The sequence below is a fragment of the Microbacterium gubbeenense DSM 15944 genome (assembly GCF_000422745.1).
GTDB lineage: Bacteria > Actinomycetota > Actinomycetes > Actinomycetales > Microbacteriaceae > Microbacterium > Microbacterium gubbeenense.
Map to the genome: position 1 here is coordinate 339,687 of NZ_AUGQ01000002.1, position 24,361 is coordinate 364,047.

21 protein-coding genes are annotated in these 24,361 nt (G+C 68.8%); 8 read left to right on the top strand and 13 right to left on the bottom strand.

Going from position 1 to position 24,361, the window contains the following annotated elements; all coding sequences use genetic code 11:
* Positions 1 to 2: 2 nt before the first annotated feature.
* Positions 3 to 3,608, bottom strand: a complete 3,606-nt coding sequence (locus G510_RS0103580; protein WP_029152499.1) for a TM0106 family RecB-like putative nuclease — start codon at positions 3,606 to 3,608, stop codon at positions 3 to 5.
* 120 nt (positions 3,609 to 3,728) lie between these two features.
* On the opposite strand from G510_RS0103580, the gene G510_RS0103585 reads away from it, so the two are divergent.
* Positions 3,729 to 5,774, top strand: a complete 2,046-nt coding sequence (locus tag G510_RS0103585) for an NAD(+) synthase (RefSeq protein WP_036321872.1) — start codon at positions 3,729 to 3,731, stop codon at positions 5,772 to 5,774.
* Positions 5,775 to 5,917: 143 nt separating this feature from the next.
* Here the strand turns inward: G510_RS0103585 and G510_RS18485 are convergent, their stop codons facing one another.
* From G510_RS18485 to G510_RS0103600, 3 genes are read right to left on the bottom strand one after another with little or no spacing between them, the layout of a single operon-like run.
* Positions 5,918 to 6,088: a hypothetical protein gene (locus G510_RS18485; protein ID WP_029152501.1), complete on the bottom strand. Its 171-nt coding sequence runs from the start codon at positions 6,086 to 6,088 to the stop codon at positions 5,918 to 5,920.
* 9 nt (positions 6,089 to 6,097) lie between these two features.
* The gene (locus G510_RS0103595; RefSeq protein ID WP_029152502.1) at positions 6,098 to 9,127 is read right to left on the bottom strand and encodes an AAA family ATPase; all 3,030 of its coding nucleotides are present in this window, start codon (positions 9,125 to 9,127) and stop codon (positions 6,098 to 6,100) included.
* Positions 9,124 to 10,290 carry an exonuclease SbcCD subunit D gene (locus G510_RS0103600; protein ID WP_029152503.1) on the bottom strand — a complete coding sequence of 389 codons (1,167 nt, stop codon included), beginning with the start codon at positions 10,288 to 10,290 and terminating at the stop codon, positions 9,124 to 9,126. Before G510_RS0103600 ends, G510_RS0103595 begins: the two co-directional genes overlap by 4 nt.
* A gap of 60 nt (positions 10,291 to 10,350) precedes the next feature.
* Here G510_RS0103600 and G510_RS0103605 point away from each other — a divergent pair, with 60 nt between their 5' ends.
* Positions 10,351 to 12,072: a helicase HerA-like domain-containing protein gene (locus G510_RS0103605; RefSeq protein ID WP_029152504.1), complete on the top strand. Its 1,722-nt coding sequence runs from the start codon at positions 10,351 to 10,353 to the stop codon at positions 12,070 to 12,072.
* Between the two features lie 102 nt (positions 12,073 to 12,174).
* Positions 12,175 to 12,942 carry an SseB family protein gene (locus tag G510_RS0103610; protein ID WP_029152505.1) on the top strand — a complete coding sequence of 256 codons (768 nt, stop codon included), beginning with the start codon at positions 12,175 to 12,177 and terminating at the stop codon, positions 12,940 to 12,942.
* 8 nt (positions 12,943 to 12,950) lie between these two features.
* On the opposite strand, the gene G510_RS0103615 is transcribed toward G510_RS0103610, so the two are convergent.
* Positions 12,951 to 13,238: a GNAT family N-acetyltransferase gene (locus tag G510_RS0103615; RefSeq protein WP_029152506.1), complete on the bottom strand. Its 288-nt coding sequence runs from the start codon at positions 13,236 to 13,238 to the stop codon at positions 12,951 to 12,953.
* Positions 13,239 to 13,552: 314 nt separating this feature from the next.
* Between G510_RS0103615 and G510_RS0103620 the strand changes: the two genes are divergently transcribed.
* The 4 genes from G510_RS0103620 (at position 13,553) to G510_RS18645 (ending at position 16,677) form a co-directional block, all read left to right on the top strand.
* Positions 13,553 to 14,281, top strand: a complete 729-nt coding sequence (locus tag G510_RS0103620; protein ID WP_029152507.1) for a winged helix-turn-helix domain-containing protein — start codon at positions 13,553 to 13,555, stop codon at positions 14,279 to 14,281.
* Between the two features lie 118 nt (positions 14,282 to 14,399).
* A complete protein-coding gene (locus tag G510_RS0103625) occupies positions 14,400 to 15,302 on the top strand; it encodes a DNA-3-methyladenine glycosylase family protein (protein ID WP_051216271.1) in 903 nt (300 codons plus the stop codon).
* Between the two features lie 14 nt (positions 15,303 to 15,316).
* On the top strand, positions 15,317 to 15,511 hold the full coding sequence (locus G510_RS0103630; RefSeq protein WP_029152509.1) for a hypothetical protein: 195 nt from the start codon (positions 15,317 to 15,319) through the stop codon (positions 15,509 to 15,511).
* Between the two features lie 311 nt (positions 15,512 to 15,822).
* On the top strand, positions 15,823 to 16,677 hold the full coding sequence (locus tag G510_RS18645) for an aggregation-promoting factor C-terminal-like domain-containing protein (protein WP_051216274.1): 855 nt from the start codon (positions 15,823 to 15,825) through the stop codon (positions 16,675 to 16,677).
* Between the two features lie 15 nt (positions 16,678 to 16,692).
* Here the strand turns inward: G510_RS18645 and G510_RS0103640 are convergent, their stop codons facing one another.
* From G510_RS0103640 to G510_RS0103655, 4 genes are read right to left on the bottom strand one after another with little or no spacing between them, the layout of a single operon-like run.
* Positions 16,693 to 17,451: an iron ABC transporter ATP-binding protein gene (locus G510_RS0103640; RefSeq protein ID WP_029152511.1), complete on the bottom strand. Its 759-nt coding sequence runs from the start codon at positions 17,449 to 17,451 to the stop codon at positions 16,693 to 16,695.
* Complete coding sequence (locus G510_RS0103645) at positions 17,448 to 18,434, bottom strand: iron chelate uptake ABC transporter family permease subunit (protein WP_029152512.1); 987 nt, start codon at positions 18,432 to 18,434, stop codon at positions 17,448 to 17,450. The genes G510_RS0103640 and G510_RS0103645 overlap by 4 nt, the downstream gene beginning before the upstream one ends.
* The gene (locus G510_RS0103650) at positions 18,424 to 19,425 is read right to left on the bottom strand and encodes an ABC transporter permease (RefSeq protein WP_245563223.1); all 1,002 of its coding nucleotides are present in this window, start codon (positions 19,423 to 19,425) and stop codon (positions 18,424 to 18,426) included. Before G510_RS0103650 ends, G510_RS0103645 begins: the two co-directional genes overlap by 11 nt.
* Complete coding sequence (locus tag G510_RS0103655; protein ID WP_029152514.1) at positions 19,418 to 20,440, bottom strand: siderophore ABC transporter substrate-binding protein; 1,023 nt, start codon at positions 20,438 to 20,440, stop codon at positions 19,418 to 19,420. The genes G510_RS0103650 and G510_RS0103655 overlap by 8 nt, the downstream gene beginning before the upstream one ends.
* 143 nt (positions 20,441 to 20,583) lie before the next feature.
* Here G510_RS0103655 and G510_RS0103660 point away from each other — a divergent pair, with 143 nt between their 5' ends.
* Positions 20,584 to 21,375: a siderophore-interacting protein gene (locus G510_RS0103660; RefSeq protein ID WP_029152515.1), complete on the top strand. Its 792-nt coding sequence runs from the start codon at positions 20,584 to 20,586 to the stop codon at positions 21,373 to 21,375.
* A gap of 9 nt (positions 21,376 to 21,384) precedes the next feature.
* Here the strand turns inward: G510_RS0103660 and G510_RS0103665 are convergent, their stop codons facing one another.
* From G510_RS0103665 to G510_RS0103685, 4 genes are all read right to left on the bottom strand, one after another.
* A complete protein-coding gene (locus G510_RS0103665) occupies positions 21,385 to 21,972 on the bottom strand; it encodes a hypothetical protein (protein ID WP_029152516.1) in 588 nt (195 codons plus the stop codon).
* A gap of 486 nt (positions 21,973 to 22,458) precedes the next feature.
* Entirely contained in the window at positions 22,459 to 23,037 is a 579-nt protein-coding gene (locus tag G510_RS17400; RefSeq protein ID WP_029152517.1) for a T6SS immunity protein Tdi1 domain-containing protein, read from the bottom strand.
* Positions 23,034 to 23,423: a hypothetical protein gene (locus G510_RS0103680; RefSeq protein ID WP_029152518.1), complete on the bottom strand. Its 390-nt coding sequence runs from the start codon at positions 23,421 to 23,423 to the stop codon at positions 23,034 to 23,036. The genes G510_RS17400 and G510_RS0103680 overlap by 4 nt, the downstream gene beginning before the upstream one ends.
* 33 nt (positions 23,424 to 23,456) lie before the next feature.
* On the bottom strand, positions 23,457 to 24,137 hold the full coding sequence (locus G510_RS0103685) for a polymorphic toxin type 15 domain-containing protein (RefSeq protein ID WP_169562546.1): 681 nt from the start codon (positions 24,135 to 24,137) through the stop codon (positions 23,457 to 23,459).
* Positions 24,138 to 24,361 lie beyond the last annotated feature (224 nt).

Sequence of the window (24,361 nt, forward strand, 5' to 3'; positions counted from 1 at the left end):
GCCTATGCCCTGCCGATGAGGCGGGCGAAGGCACTGAGGCGCGCGACAGATTCTGCTTGAAAAGGCAAGTCATCGAGCAGGGCCGGGCTGTGCACCACGTAGGCCGCGACCTTCGCACGGCTGATGCCCACGTTCAAACGGTTCTGCAGCAGCAGGAACTCGGGGCCGCGCGGGGCGTCGCGTCCGGATGATGCGCCCAGTGTCAGGATTGCGATCGCGGCCTCCTGCCCCTGGAACTTGTCGACCGTGCCGACGCGCACGCCGGGGTATCCCCCTCGAGCGAGCGTCTGCTCCACCAGTTGCTGCTGGGCGTTGTACGGCGCGACGACGATGATGTCGTGCTGCGTGAGAGGGCGCGGGTCGAGGGGTGCGGCGACCTGGTTGTCATCGATCGAGATGTCCGTGAAGTCGCGGCCGACGGCCTCTCGCACGATGCGCAGCACCTCCGCCGCCTCCTCCGGCGACTCGGTGGCGTTGCCGCGGTGATCGACGGGCACGGGATGCACGCCGGGCGCGACTCCATCGATCCCACGCAGTCCGGTGCCCTCGCGCGCCCGGAGTTTTCCGTTGTACGACAGCTCCGAGACTGGGCGCGCGACCTCGGGATGCAGCCGCCAGGTCTGCGCGAGGAAGTATCCGTGCCCTGACGGCAGCACCGCTTCGTCCCGCATGAGCCACCCGAGCGCCGAGGTGTCGATCGGCGCGGGGTGCGTGCCCTGACTGACCTGCGGGAGCTGCTGCGGATCCCCCAACAGCAACAGCCTGCGCGCCGACATCGACACCGCGACCGTCGACGCGAGCGAGAACTGCCCCGCCTCGTCGACCACGAGCAGGTCGAGCGCGCGGCGATCGACGCGCGTGGTGTTCGCGAAATCCCAGGCGGTGCCTCCGATCACATAGCCCTTCGACTTCGCCTCTTGGAACGCCGCAAGCCCGTTGCGCGGCAGCGCGGTGAATGCCTGTCCGTCGGCGCGGACGCCGCCCTTGAGCACCTTGCCGACACCTCCCGACGGGACGCCGGCCGCCACGACGCGATCGAGCATGTTCTCGACGACCGCGTGCGACTGGGCGACGACCCCGATCTTCCAGCCGTGATCGTTCACGAGCCGTGCGATGACGTGTGACCCGACGTACGTCTTGCCCGTGCCGGGCGGGCCCTGCACGGCGACGTACGTGGGCACGCTGAGCAGCGAGAAAACGATCGCGTCGATATCGCTGCCGATCGCCTGCGAGACGACGCGCCCCGAGTGGTGATCGGCGCGCAGCCCGCGCAGGATGTCGGTGGCGGGATCGATCGGGAACGACCCGTCGGCGGCGGCAACGTTCTTCTCGCCGCGCAGGATTCCGTCCGCCCACTCGTTGATCGCCCCCTGCTGTGCGCCCGCGGGCGGCGGCGAACCCGGCGTCAGAGCGACCGGAAGCTCGCGCCACGTCTGCCCGGACACGGCGTACTCGTCGACGACCGCGCCGTCGTCGAGCACCTCGACGACCTCCACCTCGTGGGGCACGTGGATCCACCGGTTCGACGCATCGCTCGGGAACGGTGCGGGCGCGGGGTACAGCGCGAACGGCCGCGCGCCCTCGCGAAGGCGTGTGCCGGGGGCGACGGATCCGCGCACCGCGATGCGGCGCCGCTCGGCACGCGACCCCGGCGGGATGTGCCAGTCGTCGATCAGCTCGGTCTCGCGCACGTCGACGACCACGACGTCGCGCGTCTCGCCCCACAGCGAGATCGGCTCGCGGAGCCGTTCGAAATGCCCCTGCCAGAACGCGCGCGCCTCCCGCGGGTAGTAGTCGATCGCCGCGGCCGCGAGGCGCAGGGCCACCTCGTCTCGGACGGCGGCTTCGCCATCGATCCGGGCCGCAGCCGGATCCGTCGCCCGCACATCTGCCGGTTCCGAAGCGGCCACAGAGCGTGCGGCATCGCGCTCCTCCCGCAGTCCGTCGGCGAGTGCGACGAGCGCTGTCGCGCGCGGTGATGGCTCATAGGCACCGACCGGACGGTCATCGGGCGCGGCGGGCAGCGCGCGCGATTCACGGGCGCGCTCGACGAGCCAGTCGCGCAGACGCCGCGTCGACACGCAGTCGTACCGGTTGTAGTCGGCGAGGTCATCGAGGATCTCGCGCGCCTCGGCCGCGCGCCCCGCCTCCATGTGCGTACGCGCCTCGACGTAGCGAACGATGGAGTCGTCGCCGCGCTGCACGTCCTGCGTGCGCACCTCATCGCCCATGTACAGCGGCTCGAGCTTCTTGATCGAGTACGACCTCGAGCCGATGCGCAGGGCGTTCTTCACGATCGGATACAGGTCGACGAACAGCTCGTCGCGCAGCATGCGGTCGACCTCCGCCTCGCGCACGCCGTGCCGCGCCGCCATCGCCGACAGGTGCGACGGCTCGTACGGCGCGTAGTGGTAGATGTGCATGTGCGGATTCGCGCGCCGCCGCAGCGAAACGAAGTCACAGAAGCGCTCGAGCGCCGCTTTCTCGGCGGCGAGGTCGTGCGCCCAGAGCGGCGTGTACTGCTCTCGCATGTCGACCCACCCGAAGAGGTAGTCGATGCCCCACGTGACCCGGCCGTCAGCGTGCGGCTCGGAGTAGAGCGGGTCGCCTTCGAAATCGAAGAAGATGTCGCCCGCGTCGGGGCGGGGCATGGCGCCGAGCGCCGAGGAGTTCACGACCTCGTAGAGCGGTGCTGTGCCGCCTTCCTGCTCAGTCGCGACTTGCAGGCGCGCCTGAGTGCGCAGCCGCGCCCACGCCTCGTCGCCCATGCGGTCGGGCTTCGCCGCGGCGACCGCGAGCTGATCGATCGTCTCGATTCCGCCGTCGCGCAGTCGCTGGCGAGCGGCGGGCCGCATGCCGGCGACGAGCAGCACGTCGCGGTGGGCGGTCACCTCCGCCTGACACGCGGCGCACCGGCCGCACGCGCGCACGCCGAGCTCTCCGCGCGAGTCGCCCCACCCGACTGCCTGCATGGCGGATCCGGTGTCGATGCGCCGGTCGGCAACGAGCACGCGCAGGCGCTCGCGCCGCACGTCGAACAGCGGCAGTAGGTCGCTGACGGCGTGCGTCGAGATGGATCCGTCGCCGAGCAGCAGGTCGACCGAATCGGATCGCGCGATGGACTGCTGATCGAGCTGGTCGACATATGCCGCGAGCTGCATAAGTGCGGTGACGCGCGCGACGCGGGCGAGCTTCGTGTCCTGCACCCGCCAGGCGCCGTCGCCGTCGCGCACGAGGAAGTCGGCGAACCCAACGAAGTCGGCCGACGAGAACGCGGCTTGGAAGACCACCTGGACATCGGGATCTGCAAGCGCAGCGCTCGTCGCGCCAACGGCCGCGGCGAGCGCCTCGGCGTCGGCGGACGACGCCCGCTCGATCTCGACGACGCGCGCCCCGTACTGCTGTCGGTAGGCCTCGAGCGTGCGCGCCTCGTGGGCATCACCGAGCGCGGCGGCGCGCTCGAGCATCGCGTCACGCGGGTCTTCGACAAGCTCGCATCGCCCGAGTTTGGCGTCGATCTGGCGCAGCCACGCGAACTCGCAATCAGCGGCGGCCTTGAGGTCGCTCGCACTCCAGATGAGGCGGTGTTCGTCGCGGATGATTCGCATACGTCGAGGCTACGAGCAACCCCTGACAACCGACGACCATGTCCCAAGTGGTGCGGCTTTCAGCGCGCCAGAGCCGCGCCGAGTGGGACACGGCGGCGTTGCAGGTGGAAGACTGTGACCGTGATCGACTTCGATGTTCTGAGCGCATACCGTCATGGCTTCGCCCGCGTGGCGGCGTGCCACGTTCCCGTTGCCATTGCGGATCCGGCCGCGAACGCGCAATCCGTCATCGACGCCGCGCGCGAGCTCGACGACGAGTCTGTCGCCGTCGCGGTGTTCCCCGAGCTGTGCCTCACCGGATACGCGATCGATGACCTCGTGATGCAGGACGTCGTTCTCGACGGTGCGCTCGCGGCGCTCGAGCAGGTGCGGGACGAGTCCGAGTGGTTCCTGCCGCTGATCGTCGTCGGTGCGCCGCTGGCCCGTGACGGGCGCATCTACAACTGCGCGATCGCGATCCACCGCGGCAAGATCCTCGGTGTCGTACCGAAGTCCTACCTCCCGACGTATCGCGAGTTCTACGAGCGCCGCTGGTACGCGTCGGGCGACGGCGAGCGCGGCACCATCCGCATCGGAGGCGAGGAGGTTCCGTTCGGCTCCGACCTGCTGTTCGAGGCGGCCGACGTTCCCGGGCTCGTCGTGCACGCCGAGGTCTGCGAAGACATGTGGGTACCGATCCCGCCGTCGTCGCACGCGGCCCTCGCCGGCGCGACCGTGCTGCTCAATCTCTCGGGCAGCCCCATCACGATCGCTCGCGCCGACGATCGTCGCACGCTCGTCGAGTCGGCGTCGATGCGCTGCCTTGCGGCCTATGCCTTCGCGGCCGCCGGTCTTGGAGAGTCGACGAACGACCTCTCATGGGACGGCCAGACGATGATCTACGAGGCGGGCGCGCTCCTCGCCGAGACACCGCGCTTCCCCACCGAACGCACGTTCTCGATCGCCGACGTCGACCTCGACCTCCTGCGGCAGGAGCGGATCCGACAGGGCACGTTCGACGACAACAGGCGCGCCACGGGCGGCGAAACGCGGCGCATCAGCTTCGCCCTGCGCCCGCCGAAGGACGACGTCGGGCTGCGGCGCGCCGTCGACCGGTTCCCCTTCGTGCCCGATGATCCGGCCCGGCTTGCGCAGGACTGCTACGAGGCCTTCAACATCCAGGTGTCCGGGCTCGTCCAGCGACTCACGGCCATCGGCAATCCGAAGCCCGTCATCGGCGTCTCGGGCGGCCTCGACTCGACGCACGCGCTGCTCGTGATCGCGCGCGCGATGGACCGGATGAATCGGCCGCGCAGCGACATCCTCGCCTACACGATGCCCGGCTTCGCGACGAGCGAGCACACGCGCGCGAACGCCGAGGCGCTCGCGGCCTCCGTCGGCGCCTCGTTCGAGACGGTCGATATCCGGCCGGCCGCGACCGAAATGCTCACCCAGATGGGCCACCCGTTCGGATCCGGTGAGCCCGTCTACGACGTCACGTTCGAGAACGTGCAGGCCGGGCTGCGCACCGACTATCTCTTCCGTCTCGCCAATCATCACGGCGGCATCGTCGTCGGCACCGGGGACCTGTCGGAGGCGGCGCTCGGGTGGTCGACGTACGGCGTCGGCGACCAGATGAGCCACTACGTCGTCAACAGCGGTGTGCCGAAGACGCTGATCCAGCACCTCATCCGGTGGGTGATCGCCGACGGGACCGGCGTGACCGATGAGGAGGCGAAGGTGCTGCAGTCGGTGCTCGAAACCGAGATCTCCCCCGAGCTCGTGCCCGCGGGCGAAGACGGCAAGACGCAGTCGACGGAAGACTCGATCGGCCCGTACAACCTGCACGACTTCACGCTCGCGCACATCCTGCGGCACGGCGCGCGACCGTCGAAGATCGCGTTCCTCGCGCATCACGCGTGGGCTGACGCGGCCCGCGGCGAGTGGCCGGCTGGGTTCCCGGAGGGCTCGCGCCCCGAGTACGACCTCGATACGGTGACGAGGTGGCTGCGGGTCTTCATCAAGCGGTTCTTCGGGTTCGCACAGTTCAAGCGGTCGGCCGTGCCGAACGGGCCGAAGGTCTCGCCGATCGGTTCGCTGTCGCCGCGCGGCGACTGGCGTGCACCGAGCGACGGGAACGCGCGGGCGTGGATCGCGGAGCTCGATCGGGTCTTCCCCGAGAAGTAGCGCCCGGTTCTGTCGGAGTCGCCTCGCGGCCGGTTTCGGTTGCGTCGGAACTTATGCCGCCCCGATGCCGTTTCGGCCTTGAGATGGCCATATCTCCGACGGAATCGGAGCGTCCCCCGAGCGGGATCCGACGGAACCGGGGCTCAGTCGCGCTTCGCGACTGCCCGGCGGATGAGCGCGAAGACCACCACCGCCACGATGGCGACGATCAAGAGCTTGAACAGCCAGAACATCACCGTGAAGAACACGTTCACGAGCACGAACGCGATGACGACGGCGATGACAACGCCGAGGATCGTCCAGAAAGTGTTCATACCTCCAGACTACTGCTCGACGACGCTCCACCCGCCTGGTGCCCGGCGAACTCGGAGCTGCGCGGGGATCTGCTCTTTCATCACCTCGACGTGGCTGATGAGCCCGACCGTGCGCCCGCCCTGTCGCAGATCGTCAAGCGTGCGCATCGCGGTCTCGAGGGTCTCGGCGTCGAGCGAGCCGAAGCCCTCGTCGATGAACAGCGTGTCGAGGCGGATTCCGCCCGCGCGATTCGTCACGACCTCTGCCAGGCCGAGCGCGAGCGAGAGGGAGGCGAGGAAGGTCTCCCCACCCGAGAGCGAGTGCGGCGGACGGGCGCGCCCGCTGTAGCTGTCGAACACCTCGATGCCGAGCCCCGAGGCCGCGCCGCGGTGGGCGATGCCGTCGGTGTGGCGCAACGTGTACCGGTTGTCGCTCATCTCGGAGAGGCGCAGGTTCGCAGCCTGCACGATCTCTTCGAGCTCGGCCGCGAGTACGAAGGTCTCGAGGTTCATACGGCGGTCGTTGGGCGCGCGGCCCGCGATGGTGTTCGCCAGCCCCGAGATCACGGCCGCACGGGCGGTCTGCTCGCGGATCACGTCGTGCGCGGCGGTCGCCCGCTCGGACGCCGCCTGTAGGGCCGCCACAACGCGGTCGGCCTCCCCGCGGTGTTCGATCGCCGCGACGTGGGCGTCGCGCGCCGCCGCGAGGCGCTTTTCGGATTCGGCGGTCGCCACCGGCTCGTCCGGAATGCGGAGCGCGGCGAGCTCGGTCAGGGTCTCCTGCGCGGCGGCGCGGGCGGTCTCGGCCTCGGACACGCGCGTCGCGAGTTCATCGATCGTCTGCTTCGGGCGCACGGCGGCCCTCGCCAGGTCTGCGGTGTCGAATCCGGCTTCGCCGAGGGCTTGTGTGAGCCCCTCGCGCGCGCTGCGGAGCGTGGCGTCGGCGTGCTGCGCGTCACGAGCCGCTTCCGCCCTCGCGCTGGCCTGCGATGCAAGTCGCTGGGCCGCCCCGATGCGGAGCGCGACGGACTCGTAGGGTCCGCGGGCCTCGGCGACGGCTGCACTGCCCGCGGCATGCGCCTGCACGGCGTTCGCGATTTCGGTGTCGAGCTGCACGCGCGACTCCCGGGCGGCGCGGTGCTCGGCCGCCGCCCGGTCGCGAGCGGCCTCGAGATCGGCGATCTGCTTATCGAGCGCCGACACCTCCCCCGCCGCGTGCTCGGCGTCGGACTTCTGCCCGCGCGCGACGAGCAGGTCGCCGTCGACCGCGGTGGCGCTGCGCCCGCCCGCGCGGGATTCGGCCTCGCGCAGGTCGAGCTCGGCCTGCTGCCGCGCGGCGGCCGCGGCCTCGTGTGCGGCAACGGCGAGCGTGCGCTGCTCGTCGGCGTCGTCGATCGCGTCGGGCGTGACCTGGTCGTCGCCGAGGGGCGCGGGGCTCGGGTGGTCGACAGATCCGCAGACCGCGCATGGCTCCCCTGGCACGAGCTGCTGCGCGAGCTCGCTCGAGAACCCCGCCAGCCGTCGCCGGTGCAGCTCATCGAGCGTGTGCTCGGCGGCCTGGCGTTTCTCCTTCGCCGCCGCGAGCTCCTTCTCGGCGGCGGCGTACGCCGCGGCAAGCTTCTCGACATCGTGCGCCGCGGCGAACTGCACCTCCAGCGCGCGGATGTGCTCGCTGACCGACTCGGCCTTCGCTGCGCGCGCACTCGCGTCATCCCGCCGCTTCCGGGCCGACGCGATGCTGTGCGGAAGTGCCTCCTCCCGCGCCGCGAGCGCGGTGAGCGACTCGTCGATCTCGCGGAGCTCTTCTCGACGAGCCTCGATGCCGTCGGCGTCGCGTGCCAGCTCGGTCTCGCGTACGCGCAGGGGCTCCCAGGATCCGATGCGGCGGGCGATCTCATCGGCGAACGCGTCGAGGTCTGCAGGGACGGCATCGGGCGCCGGCGGTTCGGCGCCCGTGAACACGTCGCCCGACTCGTCGCGTGCGCGCGTCCATGCCTCGAGCGCGCGATCTGCGGCGACGGTGATCCGCTCGGCGTCGGTCTCGGCGCGTTCGAGCGCCGCGAGCGCGGAGCGCACCGTGTCGGCGCGCCGCGCACCGTCGAGCTCGGCCTTCGCAGCGTCGAGCTCGCTGCGCCGGGAGTCGAGATCCGCGATCTTGGCCCTCGCGCTGTCTCGGCGGCGCTGGTTCTCGGCGAGCACGCGCGTGTCGTCGCGGACCTTCTCGGCGGCAGCCCTCACCCTGTCGGCATCGGCCTCCGCCGCGGCGAGCGCGGCACGACGCCGGCCGGCCACGTCGCCCGCGGCCTCGACCTGCGCGATGCGCGCGGGCCAATCGTCGGGCGCGACCTCCACCGACAGCAGATCGGCGTCGTCTGACGGCGCCGCCTCGCGCACCTCTGCCACCACACGCGCCGCCTCATCGAGGATCGCGCGCAGCCCGCTCGTGCCCTTCTCCAAGCCCTGCTCTGCGGCCTTGCGCCGTGCGTCGAGCTCGGTCTCGTACTGCTCGAAGCGGTGCGTGCCGAACAGCGACCGGAGCAGCCTCTGCCGCTCGTCGTTCTTCGCCAGGAGGAACCTCGCGAACCGCCCCTGCGCGAGCAGAATGACCTGCTGGAACTGCTGGCCGTTCATGCCCACGATCTCGAGGATCTGCGCGCCGACCTCGCGATCCTTCGTCGCGACCGCTTCCCAGTCGTCGTTCCAGCGCGACAGCACGACCGTCGAGCGCTCGGTCGTCGTGCCCTCCCCGCGCTGCTTCGGCCGCTCGAACTGCGGCGTGCGCTCGATGCGCCAGGACGCCTCGCCGATGCTGAAGTCGAGCACGACGCGCGACGGATCCGTGCCGTCCGAGTAGTCGCTGCGCAGCCGCTTCTCGCCGTCGTCGTAGCGCGGCGTGGATCCGTAGAGCGCGAAACAGATCGCATCGAGGATGCTCGATTTGCCCGTGCCCGTGCGCCCGGAGATCAGGAAGATGCCGTCGTCGGCGTAGCGGTCGAGATCGACGATCTGACGGTCGCGGAACGGGCCGAAACCCTCGATGTCGATGCGGTGGATTCTCATGCGGTCGCCTGCGCTCGGTGCTCGGAGATCACGTCGGCGAGCAGCTGGCGCTCGTCGTCGCTCGCGCGTTCGCCGCGCCGCACGTGATCGAGGAAATCGTCGATGACCTGCGGATCCGGCACGCCCCGCCCGACCCGCTCGCGATACGTTCGCGTGTCGGCGGCCTCGCCGTCGCGCTCGGGCTGCAGGTCGATCGTCGCGCAGTACGGGAATCTCTCGCGCAGCCGCCGCATCGGCTCGCGCTGGGGCAGGCGGTCGGTGAGCACGGCGCAGATCCAGTCGTCGATGTGGGCATCGAGCGCGGGATTCTCGAGGAGGTCTTCCAGCTCGCCGCGCAGCACGGTGAGGCGGCGCGGCACAGGAAGATCGAGCCACGCGATGTCGCTCACCCCGTCGGCGTCGAGGTCGACGAGCCACGACCCGCGCGGCTTGTGCGCCTCGCCGAAGCTGTAGTGCAGGGGCGCGCCGGAGTATCGGATCTGCGGTGCAAGCTCGGCGCGCCCGTGGATGTGGCCGAGGGCGACGTAATCGGGGCCCTTGAAGTCGGACAGCGGCACGACGTCGAGCGACCCCTGGCGCAGATCCTGCCGCACCTCGCGCTCGAGCTGCGGCGTCGGTTCGACACCCGCCGCGAAGCAGTGAGCGATCGCGACGGAGCGACCGCCGCGCTCGGCTCGATCGGCGTTCACGAGGCTCATCGCATGCCCGACGACCTGCCCCTGCGTACGCAGGGTGACCTCGGGCCAGGTGCGGCGCACGAGCGCCGGTTCGAGGTACGGGACGCCATAGAAGTGCACCGGGCCGTGCTCATCGCTCAGCGTGATCGGGGTGCCGACCACGGCCGCGTCCGTGAGCACGTGCACGCCGTCCTCGAGCAGCGGGGCGAGGAACCCGAGCCGCGCAGCGGAATCGTGGTTGCCGCTCGTGACGACGACGCGCGCGCTCGTCTCGCGGATGCCCGTGAGCGCCCGGGTGAGCACCCCGTAGCAATCGGCGGCGGGCATCGACGAGTCGAATACGTCGCCCGCGACGATCACGACGTCGACGGAATGTTCGCGCACCTGCGCGACGAGCTCGTCGAGCACCTGTTCCAGCGCATCGAGCGTCGAGTTGCCGTGGAACGACCGCCCGATGTGCCAGTCAGAGGTGTGGAGAATCCGCATGCCACAACGGTATGCGCGACCACTGACATTCGACGACGCGCACTGGCTATGCTGACGACCATGGACGCTGACGCAGACGTCGAACTTGCCCGTCTTCGCGCCGAAGCAGAGGCCGCGCAAGCGGCGCTCGCGATGGCCGAGAAGAAGGCCGCAGAGGCTGCGGAACCCGAAGACGAGCCGGCTGTCGGCCCGCTGTCCGCCGAGGAGGTGGAGGCGATCGTCGCGGGCTACGCGTTCGAGGGCGCGACGCTCGACCTCGGTGCGGTCGTGAACGGATCCGTTGTGAGCGGCGCGCAGGTGCGGATCCCGCTCAGCATGATGAACCGCCACGGTCTCATCGCGGGCGCGACCGGAACGGGCAAGACGCGCACCCTGCAGGGCATCGCGGAGCAGCTCGCCGACAAGGGCGTTCCGGTCTTCGCGGCCGATATGAAGGGCGATCTGTCGGGTGTCGCCGTGCCGGGCGAGGCCAGTGACAAGCTGAGCGCGCGCACGTCCGCGATCGGACAGGACTGGCAGCCGAAGGCGTCGGCGACCGCATTCTTTGCGCTGGGCGGTGACCGTGAAACGAGCCGCGACCAGGGGATCCCTCTGCGCGCGACCGTGAGCGGCTTCGGTCCGCTGCTGCTGAGCAAGGTGCTGGGGCTGAATTCGACGCAGGAGTCGAGCCTGCGCCTCGTCTTCCACTACGCCGATGAGAACGGTCTGGCGCTCGTCGACCTCAGCGACCTGCGCGCGGTGCTGTCGTTCCTCACGAGCGACGACGGCAAGGCCGAGCTGAAAGCGATCGGCGGAATCTCGTCGGCGACGGCCGGCGTGATCCTGCGCGAACTCGCGGCGTTCGCGGCCGACGGCGCGGAGGATTTCTTCGGCGAGACCGAGTTCGACGTGACCGACTTCATCCGGCATGCCGAAGACGGTCGCGGGATCCTCAACCTGCTCGAGCTGCCGAACGTCGCCAGCAAGCCCGCGCTGTTCTCGACGTTCCTCATGTACCTGCTCGCCGAGCTGTTCGAGGTGCTTCCGGAGGCGGGCGACCTCGACAAGCCCAAGCTCGTTTTCTTCCTCGACGAGGCGCACCTGCTGTTCGCGGATGCGTCCGACGAGTTCCTGCAGTCGATCACGCAGACGGTCAGGCTGATCCGATCGAAGGGCGTGGGCGTGTTCTTCATCACGCAGACGCCGAAGGATCTGCCGAGCGAGGTGCTCGGCCAGCTCGGATCCCGCGTGCAGCACGCGCTGCGCGCCTTCACGCCCGACGACGCGAAGGCGCTCAAGGCGACCGCGCGCACCTACCCCACGTCGGGCTACGACCTCGAGCGCGTGCTGCAGGAGCTGGGCACGGGCGAGGCGATCGTCACCGTCATGAGCGAGAAGGGCGCGCCGACGCCCGTCGCGTGGACGCGCGTGCGCGCCCCGCAGGGCCTCATGTCGCCCGCGCCGGAGGGAACGATTGCCGAGATCGTCTCCGGATCCGACCTGCTCGCCACGTACGGCGACCGCGTCGATCCGGAGTCTGCGCGCGAGATCCTCGCGGCGAAGATCAGTGCCGCGGAGGATGCCGAGCGCCGCTCCGCCGAGGTGGCTGAGCAGGCCGAAGCGGCTAAGCGGGCCCGCAAGGAACAGGACAAGGCCGAACGTGCGCACGAAAGATCGACGCGCACCCGCACGTCATCGAGGCGTCGCCCGAAGTCGGCACTCGAGCAGGTACTCGGATCGTCAATGACGAAGCAGGTCGTCTCGGGCGTGGTGCGCGGGTTGTTCGGGATCGGGCGGCGATAGGCGCGCTGCGGGTCCATGGGGCGTCTTCAGGCCGCGGTCGTCACGCTCCAGGTTGTGTGACCTCGCCCTCCGTGCTCGACTCCCCCGCGTACCCTTGACACCATGTCTCCGCAGAACATCGTCGAGAACGCCCGTGTCCAGGAGGCCCTCACCGCCTGGGCCACCGAGAAGACCGCCCAGACCCACAGCGACGTGCTGCGCCGCGCGGTCGCGGGGTGGCTGCTGCTCGACATCTCGCACTCCGAGTTCCAGGACGCCGAGAACCCCATGCAGGAGGGCGACAAGCTCGCGCTCACGAGCGTGAGCGACGGTGATGGCAAGGATCTGCTGCTCGCCTTCACCGATAACCCTCGGCTCGAGGCGTTCGCCTCGGGCACCGTGGCTCGCTCACTGGCGCAGCCTGCCGCGGGCGTCATCGCCCAGTCGCTCAAGGGGCACGACGGCATCGCGATCGACGCCGGCACCGACGGCGCCTTCGTCGCCTACCGGGATGAGATCGAGCGCGCGTACGGCGACAGCCGCGAGGACGCCGCGAAACTCGCCGCGGCCCTCGTCGACAGCGGGCACGACCTCGCCGGCTTCATCGAGCTGCTCAAGGAATCGGTCGTCTACGTCGGAGGGATCCCCGTTACCGACGACGCCGGCGAGGTCACCGGCTACAACGTCGCGAGCGCCACGCGCGACGATGGATCCGTTCTGCACGCGGTCTTCACCTGCCCCGCGGAGCTCTGGGCATGGCAGCCCGACGCCGTCGCGCAGCCGACGACGCTCGCGAAGATCGTCGAGTCGGCCCGCCAGGACGAGATGGCCGGCCTGGTCGTCAATCCCGTCGGGCCTGCCGCCGAGGTCCCCCTCGACGCCATCCGGTAAACGCTCGTTTACGCCGCGAGCACGCCCGCGCGCTCGGGGTGCTCGTCAAACCAATCGGCGACGTACCAGCACACGGGCAGCGCCTTGCGCCCCTGTTGCTCGATGGCGTCGACCGCGCGCTCGGTCACGACCGCCGCGTATCCGCTGCCGCGCTTGGCCGGGTTCGTGAACGCGCGGGTCAGGGCCACAGTGTCGCCGTTCATGCGATAGTCGAGGACGCTCACGAGCTCGCCGCCCGCGCGAAGCTCGAATCGCGAGGCATCGGTCTGGTCAGTGAAGCTGAAGTCGTCGGTCACAGATCCATTGTGCGTCATCTGCCGACATGTTTCGTCACGAAGGCCGTCACACATTGACACACACTGACGCCCGACACCAAAATAAGACTTATGACAACCCACACGCTCGTTCTGTCCGCCCTGGAGGCGAACGGAGCTACCGGTGCGATGATGCCCGGATGCGTGGTCGTGCGCTGTCGAATGTGTCGCTGAGAACCCTGCTCGCGCCTTCAGATCCGATCGGATCACTCCCCGCGTCTCCCCCGTGAGGCGCACTCTCACGACATCTCTTGCGGATCCCTCTGCGCGGATCCGCACGCATCATGGAGTAAGACATGACTGCTTTGACCGCCCGTCCGCCCCGTCCCAACCACCTGCGCGCGGTACCCTCACTGCGTGAGCAACAGACTTCGCCGCGCAAGATCGGCCGCATCGTGAACGACCAAACACCCCCTCAGCTTCCCGTCGGCACAGAGCCGCGCGGCTTCGCCCTGTATGTCGGGCTCGACGAAGCCGCGGCCGCCGGGGACGGCGTCACGCTGAACGTCCTGGTCGATGCGCTGCGCCGAACGATCGCGGATCTGTCGCCGCATGCCGAGACGTACGCCGCCGTCGCGCTCGCCCCGCAGACGGCGGGCGGGCGCGACATCGACGTCGTCCGCCTCGCGCTCAAGGAGCCGGGCGCCGTCGCTCGCGTGAAATCGGATGCCCCCGCGCGCGACACCGCGACCGGAGTAACCGTCGACATCTCACGCAAGCGCGTCACGATCGACAGCGAGAACGCCGCCCTCACTTACAAGGAGTTCGAGCTGCTGCAGTACCTCGTTCTCCGCGAGGGCCGCACGATCGAACGCATCGAGCTCGTCGACTCGCTCTGGCAGGCGGGTGACGACGAAGCCCCCGGTGAGCGCACGATCGACGTGCACGTCCGGCGTCTGCGCGCCAAGCTCGGCCGATACGAGGACATCGTGCGCACGGTGCGCGGCATCGGATATCGCTTCGACCGCCACGCCGACGTCACGATCCGCTACGGCGTCGGCGCACCGTCGCCCGACCGCATCTGACGGCGTGAGATTCGGTGGGATTCGGGCACGATCCGGATCATCGCCAGTTTCCTGACGGATCTTCACGTCGCGGCGTCGCACGCGGCGCAATGTCAGTGCTTCCACCTACGGTGTTCCCATGCGCCCGGTTCAGACCATCTACCGCCCGCGGGGTCCGTTCGACCTCCGCGCGAGCGTGGGCGGCCTGCAGCGCGGCCCGGGAGATCCGGCGCAGCGGCTCCACAACGGCGTCATCTGGCGCGCGACGCGCACGCCGAGCGGCATCGCGACGCTCGCGCTCGCGCAGCAGGGTGACGGATCCGTGCGGGCCGCCGCATGGGGCCCCGCGGCCGAGCACGCACTCACGCAGGTGCCCGCGCTATGCGGAGCCCTCGACGACGCGAGCGATTTCGACGCGTCGCTCCACCCGCTCGTGTCCGATGCGCACCGGCGCAATCCCGGCCTGCGGCTCGCCCACACTGACGCGGTCTTCGATGCGTTCGCCCAGTCGGTGATCGAGCAGAAGGTCACCATCGAGCAGGCCTTCGGGGCATGGCGACGCCTCGTCACGTGGCGCGGCGAGCGCGCGCCCGGGCCGACCCCCTCGCCGATGCGGGCGGCACCGCCGCCCGACGTGTGGCGGCGGATCCCGTCGTGGGAGTGGCACCGCGCCGGCCTCGAGCCACCCCAGGCCAAGACGCTCGCCGCCGCGTCTGCTCGCGCGGACGCGGTCGAGCGCGCCGCTCGACGTGGCGACGGCGCAGGCCTCCTCGCGCTCCCGGGCGTCGGGCCGTGGACGGCGGCTGAAACGCGGATCCGCGCGCTCGGCGATCCCGACGCCGTCAGCGTCGGCGACGTACACCTCTCGCACCAGGTCGGGTACGCGCTCGCGGGCGCGCGCGTGGATGACGACGGCATGCTCGACCTGCTCTCACCGTGGCAGTGGCAGCGCCAGCGCGTGATCCGACTGATCCTCGCCTCCGGCGTCCGCGAACCGCGACGCGCTCCCCGCCTGCACATGGAGGATCATCGCTCGCGCTGAGAGACAATGATCGTATGCGCGCTCGCAAGGTCCTGATCACGATCGGTCTGTTCGCGCTCGCCGTGCTCGTGGGTGCGATCCTCAGCAACGTCTGGCTCGGCGTCGCGCTCGGCGTCCTCGTCAGCGTCGGCGCCCTCATCGCGATGTCATCCAAGCGCGGCGGCAACCAGGGCATCTACGATCGCGACGACGACGGCACCGAGATCTGACCGCTCCCACCGCTCTCAAAGCAAACTCAGAGAACGAAGTCGTTATCTGTTCGTTATAAACGATCGCGGGCTCGACCGATCCGCATCCTGACGCCGATCCGCGCCGATCCGCCCCCGCTCTCAGGTTCGGTGCCTTTTTCGGCGCCCCACCCGCCGAAATCGGCGGAAATCGGGGCGCTTCTTCGGAATCATTCAGATTCTCGTTACATCCTCGGCACCTGGCGTTCCGGTCGAGCCACAGTCGTCTGCGACCTACCGCGATCTGCGGGTCCGTGCGCCATCCGCTGATACGACTCTGGACCAACGACTGTATGACCTCTGACAAGCTCCCCCTGCTCACCCCGTACCCGCGCCCCAACCACGTGCGCCGCCTCCGTCAGGAGCGCGAGCGCCGCCGGGGTCGCATCGGCATCTTCGCGTCAGCGGCCGTCGGCATCGTCGCGATCGGCGGCGGAACCGTCGCCTTCGCCACCGAATCCCCTGCCCAGAGCGAAGCCGCGCAGACGCAGCTCGCGACAGCCGAGACCGCGGAGAAGGCGCAGGACGTCATCGACTCGGCCAACGCGCTGCTGGAGCGCGCCGACACGGAGGCCGTCGACGCGTCTACCCTCACGGGATACGTCGACTACCTCGAGGGCTACGAGTCGATGCCCGACGAGGTCGCCGTGGATGCAGCCGAGAAGACTGAAGCCGAGGTGGCATCGGTCACCGACGACATGACGGCGTACGAGGACGAGCAGGCGGCACTCGAGAAGGAGAAGGCCGAGCAGAAGGCCCGCGAGAAGCAGCAGGCCGAGGAAGCTGCGGCCGCCGAGGCGGAGGCCGCAGCCGCCGCCGAGGCTCAGGCCGCCGCCAACACCGTCGAGGGTGCGAAGGCGAGCGCGCGCGACATCATGATGTCCACGTACGGCTGGGGCGACGACCAGTTCGCGTGCCTCGATTCGCTCTGGACCAAGGAATCGGGCTGGAACTACCAGGCGTCGAACCCGTCGAGCGGCGCGTACGGCATCCCGCAGTCGCTTCCCGGCAGCAAGATGGCCACGGTCGCCGACGACTGGGAGACCAACGCCACCACCCAGGTCACCTGGGGCCTCGACTACATCTCGCGCGCCTACGGCGTTCCGTGCTCGGCCTGGGGCCACAGCCAGGCCGTGAACTGGTACTGAGCCGCGCCGCGGGCTTCAGGAGTAGTACAGCGCGACGGGTTTGCCGTCGATCTCGCGCACCTCGACCTCGGTGTCATAGACCTCGCGCAGCACCTCCGGGCGCATGATCGCATCGCGCGAGGCGTCGGCGACGATCCGGCCGTCTCGCATCGCGACGATGCGGTCGCTGTAGGTCGATGCGAAGTTGATGTCGTGCAGCACGATGACCACGCGCTTGCCGAGCTCGTCGGCCATGCGCCGGATGAGCCGCATGATCTCGGTCATGTGCTTCAGGTCGAGGTTGTTCAGCGGCTCGTCGAGCAGCACGTACTTCGTATCCTGCGCGAGCACCATCGCGATGAATGCCCGCTGCCGCTGGCCGCCCGACAGCTCGTCGAGGAACCGCGTGCGCAGGTCGCCGAGCGACAGATACGCCAGCGCCTCCTCGATCTTGTCGCGATCGACCGAGGTCAGCCGCCCGCGCGAGTGCGGAAACCTGCCGAACTCCACGAGATCCTCGACCGTCAGCCGCGCGGCGATGTGGTTGTCCTGGCGCAGCACCGCGATCGTGCGGGCGAGCTCGCCCGGTGACGCCATGCGCACGTCCTGACCGTCGACCGACACGGATCCGGCGTCGGGCGCGATCAGTCGCCCCACGAGCCCGAACAGGGTCGACTTGCCGGCGCCGTTCGGACCGATGAGCGAGACGACGCCCTCCTCGCCGAACGACGTGGTCACGTCATCGAGCACCGTGGATCCGCCGTAGCGCTTTGTCGCGCCTTCGAGCACGATCATCGCGCCCCCTTTCTGAGAACGAGGTAGAGGAAGAACGCGCCGCCCGCGAACTCGATGACGGTCGAGAGCGTGCCGTTCCATCCGAGCATCCGCTCGATCACGAGCTGCCCGCCGAGTAGGCACAAGAGCCCGAGCAGCACGGCGGTCGGCAGCGTCCAGCGGTGCCGGAAGCTGCCCGCATACGAGTAGGCCAGGTTCGCAACGATCAGCCCGAAGAACATGATCGGCCCGACGAGCGCGGTCGAGGCCGCGACCATGACCGACACGACGAGGAACAGCATCATCACGAGCCGGCGGTGATTGACGCCGAGGCCGACGGCGACGGGCTCGCCGAGCGTGAGCACGTCGAGCTGCGACAGCAGGGGCACGAGCACCGCGCACGCGCCCATGACGAGCACCGCGGTGAACGTCAGCAGCGTCGGATCCGGTCGTGTCAGCGAGGCGAACATCGCATCGGTCACGACCTGGAAATCGAGCGGATCGAGCATGCGCTGCATCCACTCGGTGAAGCTGCGGAAGAACGTGCCGAGCACGATTCCGACGAGCAGCATCAGGTGGATCGAGCGCCGCTTGCCGGCGAACAGCCACGTGAACAGGAACACGCTGAACGCCACCATCACGACGACCTGCAGGATCCACAGCAGCAGGCTGTCGGCCGAGAGGAAGCCGGCCGCGCCGAACAGGAACACCATGAGCGTCGTGATCAGGCCGTAGAAGGCGTCGAAGCCCATGATCGACGGGGTCAGGATGCGGTTCTGCGTGATCGTGTGGAACACGACCGTCGACGCCCCCACCGCGACGGCGACGACCGCCATCGCCGCGATCGTGAGCCCGCGCACCTTCGCCGCGAACAGGAAGGATCCGGGAACGTCGGTGAGCAGGTAGAGCGCCGCGAGCAGCGCGACGACGCCCGCAAGGGCGAGGATCCGCGCGCCCGGGCGGCGCCAGAGGCGCGGCTTCTCGGCGATAACGTCAGTGGACACGTCCCCTCCTTCGCAACAGCAGCCAGAGGAAGAGACCGGCACCGACGATGCCGACGACGACCGACAAGGGCATCTCGTATGGGAATCGCACGACGCGCGCGACGATGTCGCAGGCGACGACGAAGACCGCTCCGAGCCCCGCGACCCACGGGATCGAGCGGCGTACGTTGTCGCCGATCATGAGGCTGACGATGTTCGGCACGACGAGCCCGAGGAATGGCAGCACGCCGGCCGTGACGAGCACGCAGGCCGTGATGACCGCGACGATGACCATGCCCACCGCCACGACGCGGCGATAGTTCAGCCCGAGGTTCGTCGCGAACTCCTCGCCGAGCCCGATGACACTGAAGCGGTCGGCGGCAATCCACGCGATGATCATCATGAGCGCCGCGATCCAGAGAAACTCGTAGCGCCCGCGCATGACGGTCGCGAACGATCCCTGCATCCACTGGCCGAGCGCCTGCAGGAGGTCGAGCCGGTACGCGAAGAAGGTCGTGACCGCGCCGACGACGCCGCCGAGCATGATGCCGACGAGCGGCACGAGCACGAGCGTGCGCACGGGGACGAAGCGGATGATCCGGAGGAACACCCACGTGCCGAGCAGCGCGAAGACCGAGACGAACGCCATGCGCGGCAGGATCGCCATCCCCGGCCACAGCACGAGCGCCGTCATCATGCCGAGCGACGCGAACTCGGTCACGCCGGTCGTCGACGGCTCGACGAACTTGTTGCGCACGAGCATCTGCATGATGAGGCCCGCGATGCCGAGCGCGGCGCCGGAGAGCAGCAGCGCGACGGTGCGCGGGACCCGGCTGGCCGCGAGCAGGAACAGCGCGCCGTCATCGCCGGAGGCGACGCCCGATACCGTGACTTCGCTCGACGCGCCGATGAACAGACTGACGCCTGCCAGCAGCACGATCAGCACGGCGATGAGCACCCCCACCCAGGTTCGCCGGGTGAGGGTGCTCTTCGCGGAAGTCAGCTCAGGCAACGCCTGCCTTCATGTCATCGATCATGATCTGCGCCGTCTCGAGTCCGCCGAACACGACGTACCAGGCAACCGGATCGAGGTAGACGATGTGGTCGTCCTGCGACGCGCGCGTCGAATGCACGATCTCATTATCGAGCACGACCTCGGCCGACTGCGTCCCCTCCTCGCCCGTGGCCGCGTTGCGGTCAGTGACGAACAGGTACTCGGGGTCGTACTCCTTGAGGAACTCGAACGACACGGGCTCGCCGTGGGTCGCGCCCTCGATGTCGTCGGTGACGGGGGCGACGCCGAACACGTCGTAGACGAGGCCGCCGCGCAGGTTGCGGCCCGAGTAGTCACCCTCGGACGGCTTGAGCGCACTGAGGCTGTCGCCCGAGACCATCACGCTGAGGCCGCTGTCGATGTCGGCCGTGAGCTCGGTGACCTCGTCGATCTGCGCCTCGATGTCGGCGACCGCGTCGGCGGCCTCGTCCTCGACGCCGAGCACCTCGCCGAGGAACGCGGTGTTGCGCTCGAGGGTCTCCTGGAAGGATCCCTCCGACGACAGGTTCACCGTCGGCGCGATGTCGCTGAGCGCGTCGTACAGCGTCGCCGAGCGGCCCGCGACGATGATGAGCTCGGGCTGCGCGGCCTCGATCTCGAGCAGGTCGGCCTCGAAGAGCGTGCCCGCGTTGATGGCGTCGTCCGCGACGAAGTCGGAGAGGTAGTCGGGCACCGAGTCGAGCGGGGCCCCGACGACCGGCGCACCGCCGAGCGTGCCCCACGTGTCGAGCGAGGCCATGTCGAAGATGACGACGTTCTCGGGGTTCTTGGGCACCTCGACCGTGACGTCCTCGTACACGGGATCCTCGTCCTCACCCGCCGTGTTGTTCTGGAACGAGAACGACACGGTCTCGCCCGCTCCCTCGCCGCCGACGGCGGCCTCCGCCTCGTCCGCGTTCGATGCGCAGCCCGCAAGGACGAGCGCGGATGCGGCGACGACGGACAGTGCGGCCAGCGGACGGATCAGCTTCATGGGTTCGCTCCAGCGTTGTTGAGGGCACGCCGAATAACGCGCTCTCATGGATGGGGATCCGAGTGTGCGACGGTGGCTGAACGCACCCGCTGCAGGAAGTTAGGCAAGCCTCACTCGGCTGTAGGTAGGCTAACCTAAGTTCTATGACGTCGTCCAATCCCGTGACCGAATCGTTTTCGCTCGAGAAGCAGAGCCTCGACCTGCGCTTCCGGAGCGCGACCCTCGCATCGCGCGAGCACCTGACCGACTCGTACGTCAGGGTGCGACTCACGGGCGATGAGCTCGAGGGCTTCGGGTCCGCGGGTCACGACGACCACATCCGCATCTTCCTGCCTGAGCAGCCCCCGGCCTCGGTCGAGGAGATGCGCGAGGCGCCGAGCCGCGAGTTCACGCCGCTCGAGTGGGGCACCGACCCCGAGGGCGTGCACTACCTCGACCTCGAGTTTGCGCTGCACGGCGACGAGGGCGTCGCGAGCGCGTGGGCGCAGCACGCACCGATCGGATCCGTCATCGGCATCGGCGGCCCGCGCGGTTCGCGCATCATCTCGGGCTCGCCCGACGGATGGCTGCTCGCGGGCGACGAGACGGCGGTCGCGCAGATCCGTCGCTACGCGGCGCTCATCCCCGAGGGCGCGCCCGCGGTGATCCTCGTGGAGGTCCGCAACGCCGGCCACCAGATGGCGATCGACGCGCCCGTTCCCGTCGAGTACATCAACCGCGGATCCGCGTTCCCGGGCACGGCGCTCGCCGACGCGATCGCGAACCTGGACGCCGACGACAAGCCGGGCGAGGATCCGTTCGTGTTCGTCGCCGCGGAGAAGTCGATCGTGAAGCCCGCACGCGCGCTCGCCGCGCGCTGGGGCGTCGACACCGACCGCGCGATCATCAAGGGTTACTGGAAGTCGAAGGACACCGAGTACCACGCCGCCGACTGACCGCGGCGCTCACTCGCCTTCGGGGTGGAAGAACGCTTCCCAGTCACCGAACTCAGGGATGTCGAACCAGTTCACCGACACATCGACTTCCTCGAACTCGCGCGTTGTCACCGCGTCAGCTTCACCCATCGGGGCGCGCTGGTTCGTGTCTTCCTTGACGTAGCCGTTCTCGCGGAAGATCGTCATAACGCTGCCGATGCTCTTGCGCAGCGGCCAGAAGCCGTCTTCGTCGGGATACCCGTAATACGCGATCGTGCCGAGGAACACGCGCTCGGTCGATGGAGTCTCCTGCTGTTCGCCTTCCGCATACGCACGCCACGTGTACGACGCGACCACGGTGCCGTGCTGGTTCAGCTTCTCGAGTTCCATGCCGTTCGCACGCGGCCCGACGCGCAGGTAGGAGCGCGGGCGATCTTCACCATCTGCCAGGCGGACGACGCCGATGAATCCGTTCTCACGATCGCGGGGGTCGCGTCCGTATCGAGCCCGGGCCTCGTCTTCGGTCAGCGAGTTCTTCGTGAAGTACAGACCCCACTCGCGGTCGTCGGACTCGGGTCGCGCGGAGACCTGCGTCGCGTAGAAATAGCTCGGTGACATCGCGGCCTAATTGTACTCGTGACCGCTCGGGTCGCGGATGATGATCGGAGGGTCGAAGGAGTTGGCGTATTCGATGACCTCGCGCGGGATCGGCCCATTCTGGGCGACCCGGCGCGCTGGCGTCGGATCCGCTGGGTTGGATTCCCGCGGGCTCCGCGCCAGCTGCCGCGGAGTGAGGGCGTCTCGCGGGGTCCGACTCGACGGACGCCCGTGACTTCAGTCGCCCGCGGGTACGTGGGCGATGCTGATCGTGGTGACGGTGTCGTCCGTGTAGTTGAACATGACGAACCGGCCGCGTTCGGTGTACAGATCCACGTCGGCGAGCGACTCTTGCGGGGTTCCGAGCGCGGCCGTGACGTCGGCGCGGGTCGCGATACGCGGTAATGGTCGGCTCAGCCACGAGCCGGAAGAAGCTCGTGTCGACGGTGCCGTCGGGCACGAGCACCTCGACGCCGCCCCCGATTGATAGCGAGCGGCGAATACTGGTCAGGCCGGGTCGTAGAGGTAGCCGACGACCTCGGGAGTACCCGCGAGCTGCATGATGATCGCCATGTGCTCGTACGCGCCCATGATCTGCAGGTTCGAGCTCGCGGGAGATCCTCCGAGCGCCAGCAGAGGAACGTAGCCGTAGCAGTCTTCGTGGGCGGGGATGCCGTCGCGCCCAGCCGCTTCACGGTAGGGCGCCCGCTCGAACAGGGCGTCGAGGGTGGAGCCGTCCTGCAACAGGCGCGTGAGCCCTTCGAGGGTGACGTTCTCGGGGATCACGTGGATCGTGCCGCCGCGGAGCTTGTAGAAGATGAAAGCACCCTGCGCCCATGCGATGACATCGGCCATGCCAGTGACGAACATCGTTATGGCCCCGTCGGGGAGCGGAATGACACCCTCGAGCATGTCGGCGGCGCGTTGGGGGTCGACGACGCGCACGAAGCCATCGTCGCCGATGCCGCCCGCGCCCCACGTGCGCCACATCTCAGCGGCACCGTCGGGCGCTGTCGCCTCGAACGCAGCGATCGTGTCGTTCGAGATGGGCGCGTGTGCGTCGAACTCGGCAAACTCGATGGTCATTCGTCCTCCCCCAGAAGAACGTCGAGTCGGATACCCACGAGCTCGAACGGATCGAACCACGTGCGGAGAACCTCGGGTGCGAGCTTGTCGCGCTTCTGCAGCGCGAAAACGGCCGTTTCGTAGGCGGTTTGAGCCTGACCGACGACGCGAAGCGGCAACGCGTCAAGCGCGGCGCCGAATTCGGCTCCGATCGACTGGACCGCACGCTTTTCGAGGGCTGAGCGTTCCGCGGCCGACATCGAGTTCTCCACCGCCCCGATAGTCTCGCGCTTCTTCTCCCCCAGGTCTCGTCCGCGCATCACCACCGTCGTCCAATCATCTACGGTGAGGGAGTTGGCGGCGGCAACGAAGCGCTGCGCCGGAAGGCCCAGGTCGAATTTCGTCATACTGTCCTCGTCGGGAAGTCGATAGTTCGGCTGTCAGGTCAATCGTACGTTCAGAAGGATACGGCCGAGCAGCTCTTCGGGGATGAGAGACGTCAGATCGACGATCTCATCCTCCATACGTCCAATGCGGCCCTTCCACTGCGCCCCGAGCGAACGGTTGACGCCTCTGTCTCCGAAACCATCGAACCGATCGGAATGACCGCCGGCAACCTGATCCGGACCATGCAGCACGTCCTGGCCGTCGCCGTTGTGCCCCTCGCTGATCAGCCGTGCACGCTCAGCAGCCTGCAGATCAGCGTCCGTCCGTCCGGATCCGCCGTTTCGTTGGCGAGCCCTGTAGCCGTTTCGATTTCTGAAGAACTCGTCCGCTGTGAGATCGCGCATGCCCGCCTCCTGCATGCCGAGCTGGCGGTCGAACTCCCGTTGCGAGTGATTGTCGTTCTTGGCGAACGGCTTGTGCGGCCTGACTTCAGAGGAGAGCTGGTATCTCCCGTCGCCTCGCTGGTGAATCGTTCCGTCATTGACGAGACCGTCGAGTCGCGGATCGGAACCGCTGCCGCCGCTGTTTCCACCGTTTGAGGGTCCGTGGTGGTCGCCCGGCCCGGTGCCGGGGTCGCTGTCAGTGTGGGATCCGTCGAAGTCGCGGTTATCGCTCGTGGTGCGCCGGATGTGTGTCGACTGGGTCTCGGAACGCTCTTTGAACGCGCGTCGCATCTTGATGACGGCGTTATCGAGGGCGTCGAGGATCTCGTCCCCGTTGCGTCTGAGTGCACCCGACATACGTGTGGCCCCCTCTTGGGTTATCCGGCGAAGATCGGCAGGCCCGCGACCTGGGAAGCGAACGTGGTCAACAGCTCTTCCTGGTCCGTGCCGCAGTCATCGATCGCGTCGGCGATCTGTTCCATCAAGTCGTAATCCGCGTCATACGTGGGCGTCTC

Bases quoted from the DNA above. Each gene is read 5' to 3' on its own strand.
- G510_RS0103655 (WP_029152514.1), bottom strand. From the start codon at position 20,440: ATGAAGCTGATCCGTCCGCTGGCCGCACTGTCCGTCGTCGCCGCATCC.
- G510_RS0103600 (WP_029152503.1), bottom strand. From the start codon at position 10,290: ATGCGGATTCTCCACACCTCTGACTGGCACATCGGGCGGTCGTTCCAC.
- G510_RS0103640 (WP_029152511.1), bottom strand. From the start codon at position 17,451: ATGATCGTGCTCGAAGGCGCGACAAAGCGCTACGGCGGATCCACGGTG.
- G510_RS0103610 (WP_029152505.1), top strand. From the start codon at position 12,175: ATGTCTCCGCAGAACATCGTCGAGAACGCCCGTGTCCAGGAGGCCCTC.
- G510_RS0103580 (WP_029152499.1), bottom strand. From the start codon at position 3,608: ATGCGAATCATCCGCGACGAACACCGCCTCATCTGGAGTGCGAGCGAC.
- G510_RS0103680 (WP_029152518.1), bottom strand. From the start codon at position 23,423: ATGACGAAATTCGACCTGGGCCTTCCGGCGCAGCGCTTCGTTGCCGCC.
- G510_RS18485 (WP_029152501.1), bottom strand. From the start codon at position 6,088: ATGAACACTTTCTGGACGATCCTCGGCGTTGTCATCGCCGTCGTCATC.
- G510_RS0103630 (WP_029152509.1), top strand. From the start codon at position 15,317: ATGCGCGCTCGCAAGGTCCTGATCACGATCGGTCTGTTCGCGCTCGCC.
- G510_RS0103660 (WP_029152515.1), top strand. From the start codon at position 20,584: ATGACGTCGTCCAATCCCGTGACCGAATCGTTTTCGCTCGAGAAGCAG.
- G510_RS0103620 (WP_029152507.1), top strand. From the start codon at position 13,553: ATGACTGCTTTGACCGCCCGTCCGCCCCGTCCCAACCACCTGCGCGCG.
- G510_RS0103595 (WP_029152502.1), bottom strand. From the start codon at position 9,127: ATGAGAATCCACCGCATCGACATCGAGGGTTTCGGCCCGTTCCGCGAC.
- G510_RS18645 (WP_051216274.1), top strand. From the start codon at position 15,823: ATGACCTCTGACAAGCTCCCCCTGCTCACCCCGTACCCGCGCCCCAAC.
- G510_RS0103625 (WP_051216271.1), top strand. From the start codon at position 14,400: ATGCGCCCGGTTCAGACCATCTACCGCCCGCGGGGTCCGTTCGACCTC.
- G510_RS0103665 (WP_029152516.1), bottom strand. From the start codon at position 21,972: ATGTCACCGAGCTATTTCTACGCGACGCAGGTCTCCGCGCGACCCGAG.
- G510_RS17400 (WP_029152517.1), bottom strand. From the start codon at position 23,037: ATGACCATCGAGTTTGCCGAGTTCGACGCACACGCGCCCATCTCGAAC.
- G510_RS0103685 (WP_169562546.1), bottom strand. From the start codon at position 24,137: ATGCGACGCGCGTTCAAAGAGCGTTCCGAGACCCAGTCGACACACATC.
- G510_RS0103605 (WP_029152504.1), top strand. From the start codon at position 10,351: ATGGACGCTGACGCAGACGTCGAACTTGCCCGTCTTCGCGCCGAAGCA.